General features: G+C 68.9%; 20 protein-coding genes. 16 read left to right on the top strand and 4 right to left on the bottom strand.

What is annotated here, in order from left to right:
• Nucleotides 1-2 precede the first annotated feature (2 nt).
• The 12 genes from LKD76_RS27480 to LKD76_RS27425 all read left to right on the top strand — a co-directional run bounded on the left by LKD76_RS27480 (nt 3) and on the right by LKD76_RS27425 (nt 9,953).
• Nucleotides 3-1,568: a hypothetical protein gene (locus LKD76_RS27480; RefSeq protein WP_227984302.1), complete on the top strand. Its 1,566-nt coding sequence runs from the start codon at nt 3-5 to the stop codon at nt 1,566-1,568.
• A 164-nt stretch (nt 1,569-1,732) separates the two neighbouring features.
• Nucleotides 1,733-3,658, top strand: coding sequence for a hypothetical protein (locus tag LKD76_RS27475; RefSeq protein WP_227984301.1), 1,926 nt, complete (start codon nt 1,733-1,735; stop codon nt 3,656-3,658).
• Complete coding sequence (locus LKD76_RS27470) at nt 3,655-4,467, top strand: ESX secretion-associated protein EspG (protein ID WP_227984300.1); 813 nt, start codon at nt 3,655-3,657, stop codon at nt 4,465-4,467. The genes LKD76_RS27475 and LKD76_RS27470 overlap by 4 nt, the downstream gene beginning before the upstream one ends.
• 30 nt (nt 4,468-4,497) lie before the next feature.
• On the top strand, nt 4,498-4,812 hold the full coding sequence (locus LKD76_RS27465; RefSeq protein ID WP_227984299.1) for a hypothetical protein: 315 nt from the start codon (nt 4,498-4,500) through the stop codon (nt 4,810-4,812).
• Between the two features lie 50 nt (nt 4,813-4,862).
• Complete coding sequence (locus LKD76_RS32235; protein WP_308188594.1) at nt 4,863-5,303, top strand: YbaB/EbfC family nucleoid-associated protein; 441 nt, start codon at nt 4,863-4,865, stop codon at nt 5,301-5,303.
• 106 nt (nt 5,304-5,409) lie between these two features.
• A complete protein-coding gene (locus tag LKD76_RS27455) occupies nt 5,410-5,724 on the top strand; it encodes a type VII secretion target (protein ID WP_227984298.1) in 315 nt (104 codons plus the stop codon).
• Nucleotides 5,721-7,103, top strand: coding sequence for a hypothetical protein (locus tag LKD76_RS27450; RefSeq protein WP_227984297.1), 1,383 nt, complete (start codon nt 5,721-5,723; stop codon nt 7,101-7,103). The genes LKD76_RS27455 and LKD76_RS27450 overlap by 4 nt, the downstream gene beginning before the upstream one ends.
• A gap of 9 nt (nt 7,104-7,112) precedes the next feature.
• Entirely contained in the window at nt 7,113-7,409 is a 297-nt protein-coding gene (locus tag LKD76_RS27445; protein ID WP_227984296.1) for a PE family protein, read from the top strand.
• 14 nt (nt 7,410-7,423) lie between these two features.
• Nucleotides 7,424-8,380 carry a PPE domain-containing protein gene (locus LKD76_RS27440; protein WP_227984295.1) on the top strand — a complete coding sequence of 319 codons (957 nt, stop codon included), beginning with the start codon at nt 7,424-7,426 and terminating at the stop codon, nt 8,378-8,380.
• Nucleotides 8,368-9,156 carry an ESX secretion-associated protein EspG gene (locus LKD76_RS27435; protein WP_227984294.1) on the top strand — a complete coding sequence of 263 codons (789 nt, stop codon included), beginning with the start codon at nt 8,368-8,370 and terminating at the stop codon, nt 9,154-9,156. The genes LKD76_RS27440 and LKD76_RS27435 overlap by 13 nt, the downstream gene beginning before the upstream one ends.
• Nucleotides 9,157-9,271: 115 nt before the next feature.
• Nucleotides 9,272-9,610, top strand: coding sequence for a WXG100 family type VII secretion target (locus tag LKD76_RS27430; RefSeq protein WP_227984293.1), 339 nt, complete (start codon nt 9,272-9,274; stop codon nt 9,608-9,610).
• 31 nt (nt 9,611-9,641) lie between these two features.
• A complete protein-coding gene (locus LKD76_RS27425) occupies nt 9,642-9,953 on the top strand; it encodes a WXG100 family type VII secretion target (RefSeq protein ID WP_227984292.1) in 312 nt (103 codons plus the stop codon).
• Between the two features lie 190 nt (nt 9,954-10,143).
• Here the strand turns inward: LKD76_RS27425 and eccE are convergent, their stop codons facing one another.
• The gene (gene eccE / locus LKD76_RS27420) at nt 10,144-11,895 is read right to left on the bottom strand and encodes a type VII secretion protein EccE (RefSeq protein WP_227984291.1); all 1,752 of its coding nucleotides are present in this window, start codon (nt 11,893-11,895) and stop codon (nt 10,144-10,146) included.
• 104 nt (nt 11,896-11,999) lie between these two features.
• Here eccE and eccB point away from each other — a divergent pair, with 104 nt between their 5' ends.
• Nucleotides 12,000-13,508 carry a type VII secretion protein EccB gene (eccB, locus tag LKD76_RS27415; protein ID WP_227984290.1) on the top strand — a complete coding sequence of 503 codons (1,509 nt, stop codon included), beginning with the start codon at nt 12,000-12,002 and terminating at the stop codon, nt 13,506-13,508.
• Nucleotides 13,509-13,557: 49 nt separating this feature from the next.
• Here the strand turns inward: eccB and eccA are convergent, their stop codons facing one another.
• Entirely contained in the window at nt 13,558-15,375 is a 1,818-nt protein-coding gene (eccA, locus tag LKD76_RS27410) for a type VII secretion AAA-ATPase EccA (protein ID WP_227984289.1), read from the bottom strand.
• Nucleotides 15,376-15,504: 129 nt separating this feature from the next.
• On the opposite strand from eccA, the gene eccD reads away from it, so the two are divergent.
• From eccD to eccCa, 3 genes are all read left to right on the top strand, one after another.
• Nucleotides 15,505-16,974, top strand: coding sequence for a type VII secretion integral membrane protein EccD (gene eccD / locus LKD76_RS27405; protein WP_227984288.1), 1,470 nt, complete (start codon nt 15,505-15,507; stop codon nt 16,972-16,974).
• A 106-nt stretch (nt 16,975-17,080) separates the two neighbouring features.
• A complete protein-coding gene (gene mycP / locus LKD76_RS27400; protein WP_227985422.1) occupies nt 17,081-18,502 on the top strand; it encodes a type VII secretion-associated serine protease mycosin in 1,422 nt (473 codons plus the stop codon).
• Between the two features lie 4 nt (nt 18,503-18,506).
• Nucleotides 18,507-22,595: a type VII secretion protein EccCa gene (eccCa, locus tag LKD76_RS27395; RefSeq protein ID WP_227984287.1), complete on the top strand. Its 4,089-nt coding sequence runs from the start codon at nt 18,507-18,509 to the stop codon at nt 22,593-22,595.
• Here the strand turns inward: eccCa and LKD76_RS27390 are convergent.
• Both LKD76_RS27390 and LKD76_RS27385 read right to left on the bottom strand, forming a co-directional pair.
• Nucleotides 22,577-23,146 carry a GNAT family N-acetyltransferase gene (locus tag LKD76_RS27390; protein ID WP_227984286.1) on the bottom strand — a complete coding sequence of 190 codons (570 nt, stop codon included), beginning with the start codon at nt 23,144-23,146 and terminating at the stop codon, nt 22,577-22,579. The two genes, eccCa and LKD76_RS27390, sit on opposite strands and share 19 nt — an antisense overlap.
• Complete coding sequence (locus LKD76_RS27385) at nt 23,143-23,982, bottom strand: GntR family transcriptional regulator (RefSeq protein WP_227984285.1); 840 nt, start codon at nt 23,980-23,982, stop codon at nt 23,143-23,145. The genes LKD76_RS27390 and LKD76_RS27385 overlap by 4 nt, the downstream gene beginning before the upstream one ends.
• Between the last annotated feature and the right edge of the window lie 171 nt (nt 23,983-24,153).

The raw sequence follows: 24,153 nt of genomic DNA, 5'->3' as shown, positions 1-24,153 counted from the left end.
ACGTGACCACTCCTGACGATCGCAACCCCACCCCGAGTCCGGACAGTGATGTGGACACCCCCGGCGCGCCCGGACCGGATGCCGACCCGCCCGTCCCCGCAGGCGAGGAGCCGGATGTCGGGTTCACCCTCGGTGACGGGATCCCCGTGCCCGGCGCGGCCGTGGTGGATCCGGAGGCGCGGGCCCGGGAGCTGGCCCATTCCATCGCCCGCGAACTGGCCGCGTCCGCGCCCGAGGGGTGGCACCAGCTGACCGCGGTATTCGCCGTCACCGTCGTCGTCGGCGGCGGCGAGGTGGTGTACACCGACGATCAAGAACGCGTACTGCGCACCGAACCCTCCGAGTCGGTACTGAATCTGGTGCGCGAACATCGCGATCTCGCGGGGGCGCTCGAGGGTGGGCCCTGGTGGCGCCTGCTCGTTCAGCTCGACCGGGAAGGCCATCTCCAGGTCGACTACGACTACGGTGACGAACCCTTCCCCGATGATCAGCTGTTGCCGCCGGAGGCGTATCTGGCCGATCTGCAGGCATATCCGCGCGAGCGGGTGCCTGTCTGGCTGGGAGCCTACGTCGGACACGGCGACCGCCAGTCCCGTCCGCCCGCCGAGGCGGCCCGGCAACTGCGGGCCGATCGGGCCGCCGGCGTCGTGCCCGACGTGTCGGACGACGACTTTCCCGATCTGCCCACGCTGTGGAGCCGATGGGCGGTGATGGCGGCCGCCTTCGTCGCGGCCGGTTCGCGCTGGGGCCCCCGGGTACTGCCGTCGCTGGGCTGGTTCGAGGGTTCCCGGCGCGGAGGGAGCACGCTGTATCTGCTGCCGGGCGGCCGCGCCGTACTCTCCGGCGGAGTGTGGGAGGCGCCGGCGCTCGATGCCGCCTACAACGGTGACGCACCGCTGCCGCGGCTGTATGCCGGTGCGCCGGAATGGGTGTCGAACTCGGTGCTGAATCCGCGCTTCGGTGACGGCTTGCTGTCGTTCTGCTACTGGTGGGAGGACGGCCGGTGGTACCGCGCCGAATCACCGCCGGCCGATGAGCTCAGCGATGCCCTGCCCGGGGTGTGGACCTCGGCGACGGTGGCACAGGTGATCTGTGGTCTGGTCGACGGCGACACCGGCGACGATCTGCGCGCCGCGGTGGACACGCTGGTGGCGGCCGCGGAGGCGAATGTGGTCACGCGCGAAACCCTGGTCAGCGTCTTCGGTGACGACGGCATTTTCGACATCGACGGTGCCTTCAACCAGATCAGCATGGCCGGCGCCACGTTCACCGGTCCCGCGCCACTGCCCGAGAGCGATGCCCTCGAACGGGTGCGCCGTCATATCGCCGAGCACGACATCGACACGGACGGATATCCGCTGGAGCGATTGCGCGCGGATCGGGTCTCGGTGGGCTGGATGGTGTACGTGCCCGCCGAACCGGACGAGGTCGCGGTCGGTCGCGCGATCTTCTACGTCGCCGATGACGGCGTGCTGGAACAGTCCTCGTCGTCGGTCGCGCCGTCGGTGTACGCCGGCGGGTTCGAACAGCGCTTCCGGGAACGGCGCGGCGCACTGCGGGCGGGGTGACAGTCGCCGCCGGTGTTTCATCCCGCGTTCAACCGACGTTGCCGCCGGTGTTGCTCGCACGTCGCAGCATGTTCGAAAGATGATGCGGGACTTGCTGTTCCGGCCCACGGCCGAGGGGATGGCGGCGCGGGTCCCACTGTTGCCGAATTCGAGGAGCGCGACCGATGGCCCCCGATCCGACTACGACTGTCGCCACAGGTAATCCGTTTCCGGCACTGAGCGACTACACGAAGACCCACACGTCCGGTAAGGACGCGTTGAAGTTCGAGCCGGAAGCGGCGCTGGGAGTGGCCGCCGCGGCGGAGAGCACGATCGCGGCGCTGAAGACGTTGCAGCTCTACACCGATGACCTCACCGCCGGTAAGCCGGTGTCGAATCTCGCGTCGGGGACCGCGCTGGGAACGAAGTTCGGTTCCGAGGCCACCGATCTGAAGACGATCTTCGAGGATCACAAGACCATACTCGGCCAGATGATCGATACCTTCATCCAGGCCGGTAAGGCCTACGGCAAGGTGGACGGCTTCAACTCCGAACTGCTGGACAATGTCAGCGGCAAACCGGATTTCATGTGGGACGCCGACGGCTTGGACCCCATCGGAAGCTCGCCGAAGATGCCGGCCACCACCGACGATATGAAGCACCCGGTCGACGCGATGGTCAACAAGGCCGGACTGCAGTCGTTCCAGCCGACGACCATCAGCCCCGAGGCGCCCGACTATATGAGCTGGTTCGACCTGTTCCAGGTCGGCAACTACATCCGGGTCAACAAGGTGGCCGAGAACCTCGCCGACCACGCGGGTACCTGGTGGTGGATGGCGACCGAGGTGAACAAGGTCTACTCGGATCTGCTGAACAAGATCGATGCGGTGACCGTCGACAAGTGGAGTGGGCCGGGCAAGGAAAGTGCGGTGGCGGCGGTGCAGGCCTACGGCAAGAGCATCCCGGGCCTGTCCAATGCGATCAAAGGCACCGGCGATCTGCTGCTCTACAGCTCGGGCTGGCTGAACAGAACGCAATATGCCATGCCGCCGAACAATGATGCCGATGCCAAGACCCAGCAGGACTGGATCCAGAGCACGCGCGAAATGTTCCGCAAGACCTACGTGTACGGAATGAATCAATCCGCGACGCACGTGCCGGTGATCCCCGCGGCCGCATCGGCATTCGGTCAGCTCCCGGCGAATCCGTTCAACCCCACGGGCCAGCACCCGCCCGGTGACCAGCACCCGCCCGGTAGCCAGAATCCGCCGGGTAGCCAGAATCCGCCGGGTAGCCGGACCCCGCCGGGCAGTCCGGCTCCGCCCGGTAGCTCGGCCCCGACGGGATCGACGTCACCGTCCGCCGAACAGAAGGCCGCGCAGGAGAAGGCGGTGCGGCAGCAGAAGGAGGCGCTGGCCCAGCAGCAGAAGCAGGCCGCCGAATACGAGAAGCAGCAGAAGGAGCAACAGCAACAACAGCAGAAACACCAGCAGGAGCAGCAGAAGCAGCAGGAGCAGTACCAGAAGGAGCAGCAGAAGCAGCAGGTCGCGGCGCAACAACAGCAGGAGCAGCAGCAGATCTCCTCGGCTGTGCAACAGCTGATGGCGGCCGCGCAGCAGGGTGTGCAGCAGTTGATGCAGGCATTCCAGCAGGTGTCGCAGACCTTGACCCAGCAGCAGGCGCAGGATGCGTTGACCAAGGCCGGAGTGGGCGATATTCCGGGTGTGGGTGACGCGCTGGATCCACTGTCGGCTCCGGGCGGTGCCGGTGGTGGTGCGGGCGGCGGTGGCGGCGGTCTGCCGGGTGGCGGCGGGGCCGGGGTGCCCGGAATGCCGCGGCTCAGTCGCGATCTCGCGCAGGCTTCCACGTTGTTCCCGCGAGCGAGCACGCTCGGTACCGCGCCCAGTGCTCATGCCGTCGACTCCGCGACCGGCCGGGCCGGCGCCGCGCCGATGGCGGGCAGTCCCGGATCGCCGGGTGCCGCGGGTACGGGTGCGCAGAACCAGCAGGGCAAGGAGCACAAGCGGCCCGCCTATCTGGATTCGGTCGAACACCTCGAGGACGCGCTCGGCGACGCGCCGGTGGTCGTGAAGCCGGTCGTCGAGAAATGACCCGCAGCTGGAGCTTCACCGACCTCGAATTCGTCGTCATGTGGCGGCATCTCGCCGACGAGGGCCCGCCGCGCCCGTTCGTCTACACCACCGACATCCCGCTGGAGGACGACTTCCAACGGGAATGCGCGCGGTTGCGGGATCGGATGCTCGCGCGGCCCGACCGGACCCTGTTCGCCGCGGTGCGCGATTGCACCCAGCCCGATATCGCCGTCCCGGTGTGGGGATTCGACGGTCACGATCCCCATCGGGGTGCGGGCGTGGTCCGGATGCTGGCCGCGCGACGGGAGGACCGCGGCTATCTGCTGACCCAGCTGCCCGGCCGGACCCTGTTGCACGCGGGGGGATTCACGATGGCGCAGTGCGATCCGTTGCGGCTGGCCGATGCGATCGCGGAAGCGCTGCCGCCGGTCGACACCGGCGGCTCGGGCCATATCGTGTTGCCCCCGGATCCGGAGTCGAAGACGGGTGCGCTGGAGGCACACTACGTGTCGGCGGCGACCGCCGGCGGCGCCCCGCAGCTCTGGGACAGCTACGACGAACCCGAGTTCGCCGCCGGGCAGCGCTTCCTCGATATCGTTCCGGAGCGCTCCGGAACCATCGAAATCGCCCAGGGCTTTTCGCGTTTCGGCCCGCGCGGGCGCACTATCCGCCGGTTGAGCTGGCGCGATATTCCTTCCGGCGGACGCTATGTGATCCAGCCGGGACCGCCGCGCGCGGCCGTCGGCGTCGACCGGCAGGGCCTGATCGCCGCGATCAATGCCGAGATCATCACCGTCGTCCGCGCGATCAAGGACGAGCGGGTCTGACCCGCATCCGACCGACTACCGAGGAGCACGATGTCCACCGCGACGACAAGATCCGGATCGATAGCGGTCGAGACCACCGAACAAGGTCTGCCGCTGCGGATTTCGATCGAGCCGGCCGAATTGCGCCGTGATCCGGCCGAACTGGCCGCCGAACTGCTGCGCCTGTGCTCGCGTGCGGCCGACCGCGCCGGCCTGGCCCGACGGCGGCAACTGGCCGCGGCCGGGGTGAGCGGCGATCTGCTCGCCCTGACCGGACTGCCCACCGCGGAACAGGTCGAGCGACAGGAACTGATCGACGAGCAGGAGTACGACACGGAGCCACAGAGCTGGCTGAGGTCGGTGTAGTGGTGACTCGCCACAGCGAAGACCACAGTGGACCCGCGGGGGAGCAGAGAGTGGATGTGCCCGATCCGACCGGTGTTTCGGTGATGGACGAGCTGGTCGCCCGCACCGAGCGGCAACTGGAGCGCATGCGCGATCTGGGCGACCGCATGGCAGAGGTGCGTGCTCGCGAGAGTTCGCCGGACGGCGCGGTCACGGTGGAGGTCGACGGTAACGGCGCCTTGCTCGATCTCGTCTTCTCGCCACTGGTGAATCGGTTGACCCCAGCGGAATTCGAGCAGGTGGTAGTGTCCACCGCGCAGCGCGCCGCCGCCCGGGCGTTCGCGCGACGCGGTGCCCTGATCACCGCGTTCAACGAGGACAACGGTGCCGGCCCGCGGCCGGAATCACAGGAGCCGCCGCACCACGAATCCCCACACCCCCCGAGGCGGATGACGCGTAACTCGGTCGATGCCGCACACCGCGAGATTCACCGACGTGTAACGCGTTCTTAAGCTGCACGCGTGCCAATGCATTCCGCGGCCTGTTGCAATGTCTCGGGTAGATGTTCGATCCGCTGGATTCGCCACGCGAATCGGCTTACCGGGCAGGGGCTTTCAGATGGATGAGTTGGTAGCGGTACCGGAGGCTATCCGTCGATACGGCGACACGGCGGCCACGATGGCCACCGAAACGCTGTCCGCCGGGAGGGTGAATCAGGCGGTCACCATCGCCGCGGCCATCCCGATCTTCGGTCTGATCGGCCAGGACTTCCTCGCCACATACGCGGTGGCGCAAGCGAATCACCTCGGTTCGGTGGTGGAGCTGGCGACAGTGCACGCCGGGACCGCGGTGACCGCGCATCAGAGTGCCGCCACCTACTCGGCGGCCGACGAGGACAATGCCGACGTGCTCGGCGGAATCGGTCGCGCGTGATGGATCCGGGCCTGGACCGGTCGATCGTCGATCTGCTGCGGCAGAGCGCGATGGGATCGATCGTGGACCGTCCGGTCGCCGATGTCCTGCGGGAGATGGGACTGCCGGGCCTGCCGCAGTTGCCGCCGGCGCCGCCGCTGCCGCAGTTGCCGCCGCTCCCGGTCCTCGATCTGCACGCGCTGACCAAGCCGATTACGGATCTGGCCAGCAGTTTCGGCACCGGCAACCTCGGCGCGGGTCCGGGACAGGACCCTACGCAGGTGCTCTCCCAGGTATCGGCGGTGCTGCAGACCGTGGTTCAGCTGGGTTCCACGGCGATGCAGATGGCGATGACGCTGTGGCAGGGGGCGGGCGCGTTGTCGGCGGCGAGTAAATCCGCCCAGGCCGCCGCCGACGGCGCCGCGGTCACCGGTCAGGGCGCGCAGATGTCGGTGGGCACCGCGGCCGCGGCGGGCAGTGTCTTCACCGGCAATGCGTTGATGACGGGTATCACCTCCAAATATCTGACCACCCTCGCGGCGGCGGCGCCGTTCATCGTGACGCCGCCGGGGCAGGTGTTCGTGCTCGCGATGTCGGCGCAGACGCTGGCGGAGGCCCTCGGTGTGGTCACCAGGACGCGGGTCGAGCTGGGTGCGCACAGCGCGAAGATGGCCCACACCGGGCACAAGGTGAAGATCACCGATGTGCCGCACGGTGTTTCGAAGCTTCCGGCGAGCAAGATGGCGGTGCCGCACAGTTCGCCGGCCCCGGTCGCCCGCGCGACGCCGGCGCTCAGCGGCGATGCGCCATCGAGCCTGTCGCTCGCGACCACGGCGTCGAACGGCGCCGGATCCGGTGGCAGTGCCGTGCAATACATTTCGCAGGCGTTGCAGATGGTGCAGTCGCTGTCGGGTGTGGGCGGGATCGGTGCGCAGGCCGCGGCCTCGCTCACCGGCCACACCGCGAAGCCGATCGCCACCTCGGCTCCGGCGGGCGCTGCTCCCGCGTCCGCTCCCGCCGGTGGCGCTTCCGGCGGGGTCGGCGGTGCGCCGGCGGCCGGGGCGCCCGAGATGTCGTCGCCGCTACAGGCCGCGCGTACCCCGTCGATCATGACCGAGGCGGCCGCCACGGCGAGCGCCGAGACCGCGGTCGCCTCCTCCGGTGCGGGCAGCCCGGGCATGATGCCGATGACACCGGGTGCGGGTGCGGCCGGAATGGCTCGCGCCGCTTCCGATTCCAGCAGTGCGACCGACGCGGTGGGCGGCCGGCTCGTCAACGCCGCACACGGAAACGATGTCGTGGGCGATATCGCCGGAGTCTCGCTACCCGTGGTCGGCGCCGCCGACGCGGTCACCACCACACCGGACACCGAACCGCCGGACAAGGCCCTCACTCTCTAGGAGTTCGCGATGGAATTCGATCCCGTTGTCGCGGCACGCACCGCCGCCGATCTCGATGCGCTCGCCGACCGTCTGGAGGCGGGCCTGCGCGCCGACACTCCGGCGCTGGCGGTCGCCGCCCCCGGTGTCGACGAGGTGTCGCGCCGCTCGGCCGCGACCCTCACCGAAGTCGGCGCCTCGTTCGACTCGTCCGGCGGTCTGGGCGTGCAGGAGCTGCGCAAACTGGCCGCCACCCTGCGGGCGCAGGCGCACGGGCTGACACAGATGGACGCCGACAACGCCGCTGACCTCGGCGCCTCGGCCTGATCGGGCGCGACGATATGGTCGAACCGCCGGGTGACGGATTCACCGGTGTGGTCTGGGAGGCCAGGCCGACCGAACGGCTGGCGCGCGAGTTGACCACCGGCCCGGGGTCGGTGCCGATGGCCGAGGCCGCCGCCGCCTGGAGCCGGCTGGCGGCGAATTTCGGTGCCGCCGTTGTGGATTACGACCGGATCGTCTCCGAGATCCGGGGACACTGGCAGTCCGATCGCAGTGACGAGGTCGTGGAACGCATTGCGCGGATGCGGGATTGGCTGCTGGACGCGGCGACCGCGGCCGGGCGCAATGCCACCCACGCGGGTGAACAGGCCGCGGCCTACGAGGTGGCCCGGCTGGCGATGCCGCACGTCGCCGAGATCGCGGCGCTGGATCAGGCCATGCACGCCGTCCAGGCGGTGGGCGCGGCCCTGGGCGCGCCGATGGTCGGCGTCGCCGCCGATATCAGCGCCGATCAGGATGTCGCCAAATCCGGTGCGGCCCGAGTGATGCGCACCTACGAGGCCGCCACCGAACCGCTGGCCGTGCCGTGGCGGCAGATCGGGCCGCCGGTTCTGGCCACCGCCGATGCGCTGGCCGGTGAGCAGGCAGCCGCGACCGCCGAATCGGCCGCGCCGATGCCGGTGCCGCCCGGTATGCCCGCGATGTCGAACCTGGCAGCCTTCTCCGCGCCCCGCGCACTCACCGGGACTCGGATGCGGACGGTGGTGCGGGTGGCGCCTGCCGCGGAGTTCACCGCCGCGCCGGCCGCGATGGACCGGACCGGGGTCACGACCGGACAGGCGGTGCCCGCCGCGGCCGGACCGGCCGCCGCCACGCAGAACGAGGAAGAGCACACCCCTCGCGCCGGTGTGGTGGAGGGGCCCGCGGTCGCCGAATTCGAGATCGATGCCGGATTGGCCGCCGCGCCACCGGTTCTCGGTGGTGTCGAGAAGGCCGGAGAGCTATGGCGACCCTGACCAACGACGCCGTTCTGGCCGTCTCGGAACTACTCGGTGTACAGACACTGCCGCTGGTGCTCGAGGTGGGTCCGCGGCAGGATTCGATCGACGCCTTCACCGCCGCGCGGGCGGATGCGCTGCGCGGATTGCGCGGTGCCGGGCTCGTGGACAGCTACGACGATGTCGAGCCGGATCTCGGTACGGCGCTGTCGATTCTGGCCCAGCCGGAGCGTGAACTGGCGGCGCGGATCGTCACCGAATCCGGAACCCGGCGAGTCTGTGTCGCACGGCGCGGGATGGGGCACGCGGTCGGTGTCCGGATCGGCGACGAGATCGAGGTCCATACGATCTGGGCCGATGAGAGCGGCGCCGCCCTGGCTCGCCCGATCCTGGACGCGCTCGGCCCCGCCGAACCGGCGGATATCGTGAGTTTCAGTGCCGCCGCCGACGAGTTGTCCGGCCGCATGGACGCGGCCGCGCGGCCGGCCGAGTTCGCCGAGGCGCTGCACGGCCTGGCTGTGGCGGAGCGGGCGGCGATCGAATTCGGCTTGGCGATGTCGCAGTGTCACGCGCACGCCGAGATCGTCGCCTACGCCCACGCCGACGGCATCACCACCAGATCCTCCGGCGCCGTGGCGGTGTACGACACCGCCCGGGGCCGGATCGCGGCCAGCCCGGGTGCCGCACCGGACCTGCGGGTCTGGTCCACCTTCACGCCGGGATCCGACCACCGTGTCGCACAAGCGATTACGGCACTGGTCGGCACCTTGCCCGGGGGAAGGTGGATGCCCTAACCCGCGATGTGTCCAGTGCCTGCACCGGCGGATATCTCGGCCCGTGTCAGTGACCACCTATGACCGATGACGACCGACCACCCGTATCAGTTCGAAACACAGAGAGGGGCATCCCATGTCCGAAACCGCGAGAGTAAGTAATGATGCACAGTCCACCAGTACCGCGCAGACCGATATGGGTAACTCGGTCGATCAGATCCGCGCGACCATCTCCCGCGTGACCGAGGCCGTCGACTCCGCCAAGCGCGGCTGGCAGGGCTCCGCGTTCGACGCGTGCAACAAGGCCGCCGGTGACTGGGACGAAGAGGCCGCGCGGCTGAACAAGATCCTGGACGAGCTGACCGCGGAAGTCGGTCACGGTAACAAGACCTACACCGGCCTGGAGGGCGAGAACGAGAACGAGTTCCGCACCCTCATCTCGCAGACCGGCGGAATGACCAACCTGGGCGCCTGAGGCGAGCCGGCACCACACGAAAGGCGTTGACATGCTTTACGAGAGAACAGTTCTGCAGGAGCTCTCCGACCTGCTGGACGGCTTCCATAAGGATCTGCGTTCCGAGGCCGAGAACTTGCAGAACTGCGCGGCCAAGCTCGCCCAGTCCTGGGAGGGCAACGCCGGTCTCGAGGCGTTTCAGAACTCGAAGAAGAAGTGGGACCAGGAGTTCGGCGATATCAACGACGAGTCCGCGCCGGACACCACGATGGGCAAGATCGCCCGGCTGTCCAAGGCGGTCCAGCAGGCGATGAACAACGCGTCGGCGGCCGACAAGGTCGTTTCGCAGGGCTTCGGCGGCTAGTCCGCGAGCCGAGCACTACAGCGGGGCCCGTCCGATGTCCCAGATCGGACGGGCCCTTCGCTGCATTCGGAACGCCGCCGACGGGGGTCCGTGGTAGCCGAGGGTTCGGCAGCGAAGCGATCCGGATCGGGGGCGTGCCGGTCGTGCGGTACGGCGCGGGTCGGTGGTTCGAGCGGCGGCCCGGTGTCGCTCACGCCGGAACGGCCGGGTGCGCGCCCACGTAGCGCAGTTCCTCCGGTGTGGCCACCATGTACACGCTGGTCTCCCCGGACTCGGTGCGCACGGTGACCAGGTTGGCGGTCCCCTGATCCTCGATCAGGGTGATGTCGGGTTCGAATCCGTCGGCCACCGGCCCGTGCTGGCGCAGCACCATCACGGTGGCGTCGGAGTGGTGCCCACTCGGGACGATCCCGTCGAAGACCACCAAGGTCGCGAACCGATACGAACTGGCCTGTTGCGAACCGGCCGACCAGGTGGCCAGGGTCAGTGCCTGCGGCATATCGACGTACCCGACCATCGGCCGCCACGCGTCGTGCCGATTCGTATGCACCACGACGCTCGCGCCGAGGGCGATGGCGCGCAGGATGACCTGTTTGGCGACCAGCGGGGAACCGATGACCTCGACGCGCCGTACATGGCGGCTCACCAGCGGCAGCGCCACGCCCTGCCCGGAGCTGTCGGCGCCGATCAGCTGCCCGCAGCCGGCGATCGGCATCGGCACCTGAGCGAGTGCGTCCCGCGGCCCGAGGTAGCTGTCCAGCGGCAGCGCGGCCACCCCGGTACCCAGCGGGAGGCTGAAGAGCAGTGCGCGTCGCTGCTTTCCGGGCAGCGGAATCAAACCCGCCGAGCGGACCCGGCACGGGGTGTCGCGGGTCGCGAAACGGGCGGTGGCGGTCACCGCGATCGCGCCGGCGGCAGCGGTACCGGCATCCGGCACCCGCTGCAGCCGGACGGTGATCGTGGAGGTCACCGTCGGCGTCGACCACACCTCGGCCACGCCGCGCGATCCCAGTGCCTCCGGCGTCATCCGGTAGGTGGTGTGGTGAAAGCCGTTGTGTGTCAGGCTGTCCGTCGTTTCCGCGAACTCCTCCGGCGCGGCGCCCAGGGTGAGCTGGGCGACCGCCTGATTCATCTCCGTCGCCGAGAGTGCGACGGCCGAAAGTCCGCGTGCGGCAAGCCGATTCGCTACCCGCCGGGTCGCCACGACGGCCGAGCGCAGGGTGCCCTCCGCACCGCCGCCGCGCCGATCCACCGCCGCGGCGTTGGCCAGCGGATCCAGACGCAACACCACCCAGACCGTGCGGTGCGCTACGGCGGGCAGCGGTCCCAGGATGCTCTCGTAGGCTCGGGCGACCGCACCGGTTCCGGCGCTGCGCGAGCCGGTGCTGATGACATCGATGGCGGCCAGCCGGATATCGAACTGGTCGAGACACCGCGCGATCTCCGCGAGCGGGAGCATATCGTCGCCGAGCAGTCCGCTGGGGCTCAGCCGGGTCACCGTCCGCGGCTGCGCGTCGATACGCAACATGGTGATCAGCCGATCACCGTCCCACCGCATTCCGTAACTTCCGCCTTCGGCCAGTGGAACATTGAACGGCGAATGTTGAACGGCGGAAGAACGATGACGAAACAATTGCCAGCGAAATGTCATTCCGCGCGCCAGGGATTGTGCGAGAGAAGTGCCGCGAATCGGAGTCAGCGCCACGATTGTCAGCACCGTCGCAACCGCCACCGGGACCCACCACAGTGACGTGAAAACCCTTGCCGCGAACGCGCTCACAGCCGCTGTGACCAGCACTGGAAGCACCGAACGGAGAGGGAAGAGGTGAAAGAGCCAGTATTCCGTGGAGCGTAATTCCGGTGCGTTCCGCGGAGTTTCGGAAGCGCTGGATCCGGCATTGTCGGGCACTGGGACTTCAGCTCCGCGCGCGGTGGAGTTCATGCGCACATAATGGACCGAACTCGCCGGACTTCGCTAGTCTGTCGAAAGCGTGGCCATATATGGTCGGCGCGGTCGGACAGGGTAATCGGAATTCGGAGGCGGTTGTGCCGGCGCAGTTGACCACCCGTGCCCAAGTCAACGGCTACCGGTTCCTGCTCAAGCGTTACGAACACGCGCTGGTGCGGCGCGACATCCGGATGCTGCACGACCCCATGCGGACCCAGTTCCGCTCCCTGATCGTCGGCGCCGTCCTGGGACTGCTCGGCGTGGCGGGTGCCGCCATCCTGGCGTTCCTGCATCCACAGGGCGCGGTCGGTGACTCGAAGATCGTGATGGGCAAGGATTCCGGCGCCCTGTACGTCCTCGGGGACGGCACCTTGCATCCGGTCCTGAACCTCGCCTCCGCCCGCCTGATCACCGGCGACGCCGCATCGCCGACGTCGGTCAAGGACAGCAAACTGACCCAGCCGCGCGGTCCGCTGCTGGGGATTGCGGGTGCGCCCGGCGCGCTGCCCGGATCGAGCGATACCCAGCGTTCCACGTGGACGATGTGCGACAACCTCACCCCGCCCTCGGCGGGACCGGCCGCGATCCAGGGTCCGCTCACGACAGTGATCGCGGGTGCGCTGGACAATCCGGCCGGCGGCGCCCATGCCGTGCCGGTGCGCGCGGATCAAGCGCTGCTGGCCACCCACGGCGGCAAGACCTTCCTGATCTACGACGGCAAACGCGCCGAGATCGACCCGGGCGATGCGGTGCTCGCCCGCTCGCTCGGACCCCGCGATCAGCGGCCGCGCCCGATCGGTGGCGCATTGCTCGACGCCATCGAACCCGTACCGCCGCTGACGGTTCCGGAGATAGACCGGCACGGCGCCCCCGGTCCCGGCAGGCTGGCCGATATCCCCGTCGGCGGTGTGATCCGCGTACACGGGGTGGATGCCGACGAGCTGTATGTCGTACTCGCCGACGGTGTGCAGCGGGTGACACCGTTCGCCGCCGGGCTCATCCGAGACGCCAATTCGCAAGGGATGAACGAGATCACGACCGTGCCGCCGGATCGCATCGCCGGTATGCCGGTGCTGCACCGGTTGCCGATCGACGATTTCCCGCAACAGGTCCCGGCCGTCCTGACCCCCGATGTCGATCCGGTGGTCTGCCTGTCGTGGACTCGCGCCCGCGACGACGCCCGCGCGACGGTGAGTGTGCTCGCCGGCCGCGCGCTCCCGCTGCCCTCGGATGCGGAGCCGGTCGTACCGGCGACCGCGGACGGTAACGGTGACCGGATCGACGGTGTCTATCTGCGCCCGGGGACCGGTGAATTCGTGCGGTCGGTCGGCGCCGAACCCGGTGCCGTGAGCAATGGCCCTCTGTTCTTCGTCAGCGACAACGGGATTCGATACGGCATCCCGGATACCGACACCGCCAAGGTACTGGGCCTGCCGAAGCTCGCGAAGCCGGCGCCGAAACCGATCGTGGAGGCGCTGTCGGCGGGACCGGCGCTGTCCCGGCAGGATGCGCTGATGAGCCACGACAGTCTGCCGCAGTGCCCGGACTCCGGTGCCGGAGCCACCGCCTGTGCCCGGCCGATCCCGCCGCCGGGGAAGAACAACTGAGCCGCGAACCGGCCGCCGCCGCGCGGCCGGTGCCGTGTCGTGGTGCGGTTCAGCGCAATCCGCCGAGCACACCCTCCAGCGCCTTGGCCATGTCGGCGCCCTCGATCCGCATCAGCACGCTCTCGTCGATCGCCGTCAGATCGATGGAATCATCTGTGGCCAGCCGGAATTCGCGTTCCTCCTCGGCGGCCTCGATGACGTTGCGGATGAAACGACCGTTTCCGGCCAGATCGACCCCACGCCGTTGCTCACCGCTCTGGTCCACCACGTCGCGCGCGTAGAGCTCACCGCAGGCGGCCTGCAGGAGGACCAGCGCGTCCTCGGCGACCTCCGAATCTCGTTTGCTCGCAATGAACTGGCCGATCCGGCCGAGCTCCTCGGGAGTGTAGGACTCGAACTTGACCCGCTTGGCGAAGCGGGATGCGAGACCGTCGTTGGAGGCCAGGAAGCGGTCGATCTCCCCGTCGTACCCGGCGATGATCACGATCAGCCGATCGCGGTCGTTCTCCATCCGCGCCAGCAGTGTGTCCACCGCCTCGCGCCCGAACGCGTCACCGCCGGACAGGCCGGTCTGGATGAGGGTGTACGCCTCGTCGACGAACAGCACGCCGTCCATCGCGGAATCGATCAATTTATTTGTTTTTATCGCGGTGCTTCCCAAATGTTCACCGACGAAATCCGAACGCTTTACCTCGACCAGCCGATCGGTTTTCAACAAACCCAACCCGCAGTAAATTTTTGCCACCACGCGGGCAATCGTCGTCTTACCGGTTCCTGGCGGGCCGGTGAACGCAAGGTGTTGTCCGCGCGGCGCGCTGGACATTCCTTTCTCGGCGCGGATTTTCGCCAATTGCGCGGTGGCCTGGAGTTTCGCGACCTGAGTTTTCACCGCGGCGAGGCCGATCTGCTCGTCCAGTTCCGCGCGCGCCACCTCGAGCAGGCGCTTGGCCCGATCGCCACGTTCCTCGTCCTCGACCTGCTCGGCGGTCGGTGCCGAGGACGGGTCCCAGCGGTCGGCGCGGGCGTCGATGAGCTCCTTGCCGGTGACCGTCAGACGGTACTTGCGATCCCGCATGGCCTGCGTATTCGCCTCGAAGGTGGGTGCCTCGGAGAACACCTTCTCGAACAGCGCCTGGGCCTCGTCCTCGCGGCCCATCTCGCGCAGGCACAGTCCGCGGCAGAACCGGGCGGTGGTCGCCGCGGCCGGGATCGGACCGCTCTCCGCGGCCTCCATCCGGCGGATCGCCTCACCGAACAACCCGAGCTGGGCGCAGGCGGTACCCACCATCACGTGCGCGCCCGCGGCCAGATACGGGTCCTGCCACTCCGCCGAACCCGCCAGCACCGTCATCACATCCGGCCAGCGCTGCGTGGTGTAGTGCAGCAGACCGCGAACGTACTGGCAGATGCGGTCGTCGAGGTCCTGATCCGGCTGCGACAGCAGACCCGCGCGGTGCCGGGCCAGATCGTCGAGAACCTGTTCGGCCTCGTCGTAATCTCCCGCGGAGATCAGCTGCGCGGCCTGGGCCAGCCAGATCTCGGTATAGCCCGCCAGCGGATAGTCGATGTACTGCCCCACCACGAAGCGTCCGGCCAGCTGCCGCGGCGCCAGGCCGAGCCGGCGCTGTTCGCGGAACAGCGTGGAGCCGCTGGTCTTGTACAGATTGAATACCACCTCGGGGGTGATCTCCCCGGCGGCGGCCCGGCCCAGCCAGGCGTCACACATGCCCGGATCCCATTCGGTGGCGCGCTGGAAAGCGAGCTTCGCGTATTCGAGATCGGGCGTGGATTCCTGGCCGTCGATAGCGATACCCAATGACAATACGCCGGCATCGAAGGCGCGTTGTGCTTGGCGGTTGCCGGTCATACGGACAGTCCCCTAAACGCGTAAATGTGCTAATTCTCGCTCAGCATACCGGCTGCCGTGACAGCCGATCTCGGTTAAGTTTGGAACGTCGCAATACAGCGACGAAAATCGTAGGGAGTTCTGTAATCCGTGACCGAGTCGTCGAGCAGCGGCGTGGGGGCCGTTGACCCGGAATTGTGCCGAGTGTCGGTGATCGGCGGAAATACTCAACTCGATGTGGGCCTGCCCGCGACCGTCCCGGTCGCGGCGTACATCACCGATCTGGTCGAGTTGATCGATTCGCGCAATCCCGACCTGACCGAACACGACGAGGGCGCACCCGTGCGCGCTCAGCACTGGACGTTGGCGCGCATCGGCCGCGACCCGATCCCGCCGCACCAATCGCTCACCGACGCCGAGGTTTTCGACGGTGAGTTGCTGGTGTTGCGCTCGGTGACCGCCAAGGAGGCGCCGGCGCTGTTCGACGATGTGATCGACGCGGTCTCGCGGCTCACCGCCGAGTCGGCGAATGCCTGGTCGCCGGTGGCGGCGCGGCGAATGGGCCTGGGCGCCGGGCTGATCGCGGTGATCATCGCGGTGGCGGTACTGGTAGCCGGCAAGGAAACCGGCATCCTGAACGGATTCATCGCCCTGGGTGCGGGCCTGCTCGCCGCGGGCGCCGCGGTGATCGTCGCACGGCGCTTCCCGGCCGAACGGGTGACCGCGATCGTGTTGTCGCTGTACGCGATCGCGCTCCTGGGGTCGAGTGCCGGGCTGCTCACACCGGGCTGGGTGGGTTCGCCGCATCTGCTGTTCTCCGCGGTGGCCGCGCTGGTGGTCGCGCTGGCGCTGTACTCGGCGACCCGGGCGGGATCACTCGTGGTCGCGGCGGTAGTCACCACCGCCGCGATCCTCGCGGTGGCCGCTGCGGTACGGATGCTGTGGGACTTCGACATTCCGAAGATCGCGGTGGGCGCGTTGATCGGCGGCCTGGTGCTGATCACGATGGCCCCGCGGGCCGCCGTCGCCGCGGCGCGGCTGCCGGTGCCACCGGTGCCGACCGCGGGCGCCGCCATCGATCCGACCGATCACGAACCCCGGCCCACCATCGCCGATATCGGTGTCATCGGCGCGACCGCGCTGCCCTCGGCGGCCGGACTGGAACGCCGGGCCCGTGCGGCCAACCACTACCAATCCGGAGTTCTCATCGGCTCCGCGCTCGCCGCCGGGGGCGGCGCGATCCTGGGCGCCGACCCGCTGGGAGACGCGACCTGGCAGGGACTGCTACTGGCCGCCATCACCGCGGTGGTGCTGTGCCTGCGGGGCCGGGCCTACGCCGACCGCACCCAGGCCGCGACGATGATCGCGGGCGGCACTGCGGTGGCACTGGTGGTGGCGGCCGGAGCCGCTGTCTCCCATGAGAATTGGCGGGCCGCGGGCGCGGGTCTGCTCCTGATCGTGGCCGCCGCGGTCCCGGCCTTCGGCGTGCTCGGTCCCCGCGCGGACGTCTCCCCGGTGGTGCGACGGGCCATCGAGATCTTCGAATATCTGCTGATCGTCGCCATCGTCCCGCTGTCGCTGTGGCTGATGGACGTGTATTCGGCCGCGCGGAACATCTGATCGGGCGGTGAGGGTGTTGCGCTACGGAAGGGCGGCGCGCTGGCTGCGCGTGAGCGCCGCCGGGACGGTCCTCGGGGTGACGGTGTTCGGCGCCGGGCCCGCGGTGATGTGCGGCGCCGGGCCCGCCGCGGCGGTCGCCCCACCGGCGATCGACAACGGCGCCCTCGGGCAGGCGCTGGCCGTCAACGCGAAGAACGGGCCGCCGGACGAGACCGAGAAGCGCGCGCTCTGCGCCGAGCCGTATCTCACCGGCGCGATACCGCGGGATCCGCCACTGCCGCAACGGATTCTCGATCTGGATCGGGCGTGGAAATTCAGTCGCGGCGCCGGTCAGAAGGTCGCTGTCATCGACACCGGGGTGAACCGCCACCCTCGGTTGCCGGATCTGCTGCCCGGCGGCGATTTCGTCACCGCCGGCGACGGCACCGAGGACTGTGACGGCCACGGCACCCTGGTGGCCGGATTGATCGCCGCCCGCCCCGGTCCCGCGGACGCGTTCTCCGGGGTGGCCCCGGAGGCGCAGATCCTGGCCATCCGGCAGTTGAGCCTGCAGTACGAGGCCAAGAATCGCCGCGGCGACGATACCGGCAAAGTCGCCGCCGGCGGTTACGGTGACGTGCTGACCATGGCCGCCGCCGTGGTGCGCGCCGTCGATATGGGCGCCACGGTCATCAATATCTCCGAAGTATCGTGCAGCCCAGCGGGTTCCGGCACCGCGGACGGGGCGTTGGGCGCCGCGGTCGAATACGCGGCCGATCGCAATGTGGTCGTGGTCGCCGCGGCCGGCAATCTCGACCAGGCGGCCTGTTCGACCCAGAACGAGACCAGCGGCTGGAACGGGGTGTCCACCGTCATCAGCCCGGCGTGGTTCTCGCCGTACGTCCTGTCGGTCGCCTCCACCGATCCGGACGGTGGCACCTCACCGTTCTCGATCCACGGCCCGTGGGTGGGAGTCGCCGCACCCGGGCGCGGCATCATCTCGCTGGACAGCAAACCGGGCGGCGCGGGTCTGGTCGATACCGAACACGGTGACGAGGGACCGCTGACCATCGACGGCACCAGCTTCTCGGCCGCTTTCGTCTCAGGACTGGCGGCGCTGGTGCGCAGTAGATTTCCCGATCTGACCGCGGCGCAGGTGATCGACCGGATCGAGCGGACCGCGCACAATCCCGGCGCCGGGCGCGACGACCGGGTCGGCTTCGGCCTGATCGATCCGCTGGCCGCGCTCACCGCGCAACTGCCGCCGGCGGCCGGCGGGAGTGCCGCGCTCCCACGGGCCATCGCACCGCCAGCGCCCGATCGGGTCCCCGATCCGGTGCCGCGCCGGGTGGCGATGATCGGTTCGGTCACGCTGCTCGCGTTGCTCGTCATCGGCTGGGCCGCCGCTCTGCCGTACCGGCGCAGGCGGGCCGACGGCGGGGCGGACGATCCGGTCGCCGGATTCGTCGGGGCGTCCGAAACCGCCGCGCCGGACAAGGTTTCCACATCTTCGGGCCCCGCCGGGACCGACTCGCCTGGAGGAGAGTAGGGCTATGTCCACCGACGGCTTCGTACGCCGACCGCGTATCGCCCCGCCTCGCGCACCGGGCGGCGAGGTGGCCCTCACCGCCCCGCCGGAGATCCCGCGCCCGGTGCCGCCCGCTCTGTTGATGCGGCTGATGCCCGTGGTCATGGTCGTCGCGGTGGTGGGCATGATCGCGATGATGGTGATGATGGGGCGCAACCTGCTCGCCAACCCCTTCATGTTGATGTTCCCGATGATGATGCTGATGTCGATGGTCGGCATGATGGCGGGCATGCGTGGTGGCGGCGGCCCCAAACGCGCCGCCGAGCTGAACGAGGAACGCAAGGACTACTTCCGCTACCTCGACCAGGTCCGCCGCGAGGTCCGCAGAACCGGCGGAGCGCAGCTGCAGTCGCTGATCTGGAGTCATCCCGAACCCGCCGATCTGCGCGCGGTGGCCGGTACCCGGCGGATGTGGGAGCGCCGCCCCAACGATCCCGATTTCGGGCATGTGCGCGTCGGCATCGGCAGCCACCGGCTCGCCACCAAACTGGCCCGTCCGGAAACCGGTCCGCTCGAGGATCTGGAGCCGGTGTCGACGGTGGCGCTGCGCCGCTTCGTCCGCACCCATTCGGTGGTGCACGGCCTGCCCACGGCGCTGTCGCTGCGAGCGTTTCCGGCGATCAACATCGAGGGCAAGCCGGCCGCGACCCGCATGCTGGTGCGCGCGATGCTGATGGAGTACGTGACCTTCCACGGTCCCGACCACACCGCTGTCGCGATCATCTGCGCCGATCCGGACACCGAGGCCTGGTCGTGGGCGAAATGGCTGCCGCACCTGCAACATCCGGTCGATCGGGACGGGATGGGCGCGGCCCGCATGATGTATCGGTCGCTGGCCGAACTGGAGACCTCGATGTCGGCCGAACTGCTCGAGCGCGGCCGGTTCATGCGCAACGCGCAGCCCACCGCCGGCCGGATCCACCTGCTGGTGATCATCGACGACGGATTCGTCAGCGGCACCGAGCGGATCGTCAGCGACGCCGGCCTGGATTCGGTGACCGTCCTCGACCTGACCGCACCCCAGACCGGTCTGGCGGTGCGCCGCGGTCTGCAGCTGGTGGTCGCCGACGGTACCGTCGCCGCGAAATCGGCTGCGGGCGTCGAGCAGTTCGCGACCTCCGACCAGGTGACGATCGCGGAGGCGCAGACCCTGTCGCGGGCCCTGGCGCGCTATCGCGTGGCCACGGCCGCCCAGATCGTGAGCCTCGGTGACGAATCGCGCGCGGTACCCGGTCTGATGGAACTGCTGAAGATTCCCGACGCCGCGCAGATCGACGCGGGTACGGTGTGGCGCCACCGCAACGACCGGGAGCGGCTGCGGGTGCCCATCGGCATCACCCCGGACGGCACGCCGGTCGAGATCGATATCAAGGAGTCCGCCGAGAACGGCATGGGTCCGCACGGACTGTGCATCGGCGCCACGGGTTCGGGTAAGTCGGAGTTCCTGCGCACTCTGGTGCTGTCGATGGTGACAACCCATTCCCCCGATCAGCTGAACATGGTGCTGGTCGACTTCAAGGGTGGCGCCACCTTCCTCGGACTCGAGTCGCTGGCGCATGTGGCCGCGGTGATCACCAACCTCGAGGAGGAGATCGCCCTCGTCGACCGCATGAAGGACGCGCTGTCGGGCGAGATGACCCGGCGCCAGGAGCTGCTGCGCTCGGCCGGCAACTTCGCCAATGTCACCGAATACGAGCGGGCACGCGCCGCGGGCGCGGCCCTCGATCCGCTGCCGGCGCTGTTCATCATCGTCGACGAGTTCTCCGAACTGCTCTCGCAGAAACCGGATTTCGCGGATCTGTTCGTCATGATCGGCCGGCTGGGCCGATCGCTGCGCGTCCATCTGTTGCTGGCTTCGCAGCGGCTCGAGGAGAACAAGCTGCGCGGTCTGGACTCGCATCTGTCCTACCGCATCGGCCTGCGTACCTTCTCCGCCAACGAATCTCGGGCGGTGCTCGGCATCACCGACGCCTACCACCTGCCCAGCGTGCCGGGTTCGGGCTATCTCAAAAGCGATGCCGACGATCCGCTCCGGTTCAACGCCTGCTACGTCTCCGGCGCCTACGAATCACCCGGCGTGACCGTGCCGGGCAGCGGCGGCGGCACCCAGCGCCGGATCGGACAGGACCCGGTGGTGTTCACCGCCGCACCGGTCGAGGCCCGCGCACCCGGCAACGCCACCGACGCGGCGCCGGCACGCGGACCCCTGGCTCGCCCCGAACTTCCGCCACCGCCCGGTTCGCCCGAGGCGGAGCTGGAGCGCTCGCCCGGCGCCGCCGAGGCAGTGCCCAAGACACTGCTCAATGTGGTCGTGGATCGGCTGCGCGGGCACGGCCGTCCCGCCCACGAGGTGTGGCTGCCGCCGCTGGACGAATCGCCGTCGGTGGATATGCTGCTGCCCGACCCGGACTGGCGTTCGCCGGCGAATCGGCACGGCCGGCTGTGGTGGCCGGTCGGCGTGATCGACAAGCCCTACGAGCAGCGGCGTGATGTGCTGATCGTGGATCTGTCCGCGGGACAGGGCAATCTGGCCGTGGTCGGCGGCCCGCAGTCGGGTAAGTCCACCACCTTGCGCTCGATCATCATGGCCGCCGCGGCCACTCACACCCCGGAGCAGGTGCAGTTCTACTGCCTGGACTTCGGTGGCGGCACCCTGGCCGGTCTGTCCGACATCCCGCATGTGGGTTCGGTCGCGGGGCGCATGGATATCGACCGGGTGCGCCGCACCCTCGCCGAGATGCTGACCCTGTTGCATCAGCGCGAGGAGCGCTTCCGCGAACTCGGTATCGAATCCATCCACGAGTTCCGCCGCCGCAAGGCCGACCTGGCGACACTGAGCCCCGCCGAGCGGGCGGCGAATCCGCTGTCCGAGGACCTGTTCGGCGATGTCTTCCTCGTCGTCGACGGTTGGGCGACGATCCGCTCCGAATTCGATGTACTGGAACCGGCATTCAACGCCCTCGCCGCCCAGGGCCTGTCCTACGGCATCCACCTGATGATCGCCGCCACCCGCTGGGGCGAGATCCGCGCGGGGATCAAGGATCTCGTCGGCACCAGGCTGGAGCTTCGCCTCGGTGACCCCAGCGATTCCGAAATGGACCGGCGCACCGCGGTACTGGTGCCGGTGGGCCGCCCCGGTCGCGGTCTGACCCCGGAGAAGCTGCACATGCTGGTCGCACTGCCGCGGCTGGATTCCGACTCCGATCCGGCGACGCTGTCCGACGGTATCGCCCTGGCCCGCGCCCAGTTCGCGGAACTCTACGGCGATCGCCGCGCTCCGGCCGTGCGCATGTTGCCGCTGCGGGTGCCCCGCGAACAGGTGCTCGCCGAGGCCGCCCGACAGGGGATCGAGAGCAGCGCCACTCGCGTGGTCGTGGGTCTCGGTGAGAACGAATTGGCCCCCCTGGTACTGGATTTCGACGCCCAGCCGCATCTGATGGCCTTCGCCGACGTCGAGTGCGGCAAGACGACGCTGCTGCGCAATATCGTGCTGGGCGTCACCGAGAACTCGGACGCCGACCGGGCGCGGATCATCCTGATCGACTATCGGCGCACCATGCTCGGCGTGCTGGAGGGTAAGCAACTGGCCGGTTATTCGACCTCGGGCCAGACCTCGTTCGACATGATCCGGGAGGTCGCGGCCTATCTCCGGCAACGGATTCCGGGTTCGGACATCACTCCGCAGCAGCTGCGCGACCGCAGCTGGTGGACCGGACCGGAGATCTACATCGTGGTCGACGACTACGACATGGTCGTCACCGGTGCGGGCAATCCGCTGGAACCGCTGCTGGAGTTCATTCCGCAGGCCCGCGATATCGGTCTGCACCTGGTGATCGCGCGCCGCTCCGGCGGTGCCTCGCGAGCGCTCTACGACAAGGTGCTGGGCATGATGAAGGATCTGTCGGTGGACGCGCTGCTGATGTCGGCGCCCAAGGACGAAGGCAAGATCATCGGCGATGTCCGTTCGGCCAAACTGGCGCCCGGCCGCGGCACCCTGGTCTCGCGCGCGCGAGAGAACGAGATGGTGCAGATCGGCTACCTGCCGCCGGTGTGACCGGCGCGGGGTGCGGCCAGCGCGGGTAGCCAGCTGTCACTGCGCCGTTCGAACAGCGCGCCCGACGGTCCGCTCGCCTGCGGGCCCGCGAACCGCACCAGCCGGAAACCGTTGGCGCGGTAGTACTCGTGCAGGCCGGTGTTGGCAGTCCACGCGTCCAGTCGTACCCAGTCGCGGGAGCGGGCGCGGGCCAGCGCGGCCGCGTGGGCGAGCAGCGCCGCGCCGACGCGGCAACCCGCGAACCGCAGGTCGACGATCATGTAGTGCACGATGACCGCATCGGCGATCTCACCCGGTGACCACAGCCCGGGGTCCGCGCGATCGTTGACGGTGACGGTTCCCGCGGGTTCGCCGTCGACCTCGGCGATCCAGGTCTCGCCGGCCGCGACCGACCGGCAGACCGCGCGAGCAAACCGTTCGATCGGCAGCCCACGACCCTGCCGTGTCCATTGATCCGAGCCTTGTGCCGCAAGCCAGGCCGTGCGTTGGAGCCGTAGTCGGCAGATGGTGCCGATATCGGCCGTGCGGGCCTGGCGGATGCGGATGGTCATGGTGAGCCGGGTACCAGTGAGTTACCGAAGGAGTGGAAGTTGCCCGGGGGCTGCGGTGCGTTCAGGGTCTTGCGGATGAGTTCGGTGCCCTCGTCGTCACCGAGTTCGTAGGCCAGCCGGTTACGCGAGGCCAGCGACCGCTGCCGGCTCACCCGCATGATCCGGCTGCTGCTCGCGCCGATGCGCAGATGATCCAGCAGGAGGGTTCCGGCGCCCACTCCCAGCACCGCGGCCTCGTCGGCGCCGGCCGGGCGGGCCACGACGGTATCGCGATGGGCCGTCTCCGGATAGCCGCGCGCGGCCAGTCGGCGCGTGGTGCCCTCCGGAATATCGTGCGGTGAATCGATGCCGGTGAGTTCGGCCAGGTCGCGCGGGTAGTAGCTGACCTCCCACGACCACGGTTCGTGGTCCAGGTACTGCACCACGGTGCGCGAGACCACCCAGGAATCTTTCGGCACCCCGAGCCAGTGCGCCACATCCGTATCGGCCGGTTCCATCCGCGCACTGAACTGCTTGGACGGTTCGCGTCCGGCCGCCCGCCCGATCTCGGAGAAGATGTCGTGCGCGGACTGTGGGCGATCCCGGCGAATATGGTGGGTCACCACCGATTCCAGCACCTCCTGGCTGCGCACGATGGTGCCGCGCGAAGTTGCTGTGTACAGCAGGTTTTCGGTGACGAGGACCTGAATGGCGTTGCGGGCGGTCGTGATCGAGACCTGCATCTGGTCGGCGAGCTCGGCGTGGCTGGGCAGCCGATCGCCCGGGGCGTACGTGCCGTTGCGGATCGCCTCCCGAAGGAGGTCGGCGATGCGTTGGTACCTCGGACCGGCGGCCATCTCGCTCCTCGGTTGTACCTTCAAGAGGAAGAAATTTTACCCCGCCGCCTGAGGGGCGAGTGTGACCCTTGACACACACATTCAGAGGTTTATTGTAATGAACGTCCTGACCATGTGGTTGTACAGCGACGACGGCGAGGCAACGTGGCTGGTGTGGAGACGTCCCCGATG

The organism is Nocardia spumae, from assembly GCF_020733635.1.
Classification (GTDB): domain Bacteria; phylum Actinomycetota; class Actinomycetes; order Mycobacteriales; family Mycobacteriaceae; genus Nocardia; species Nocardia spumae.
Note: the sequence above shows the minus strand (reverse complement) of the source record. Positions and strands in the feature narration are given on the sequence as shown.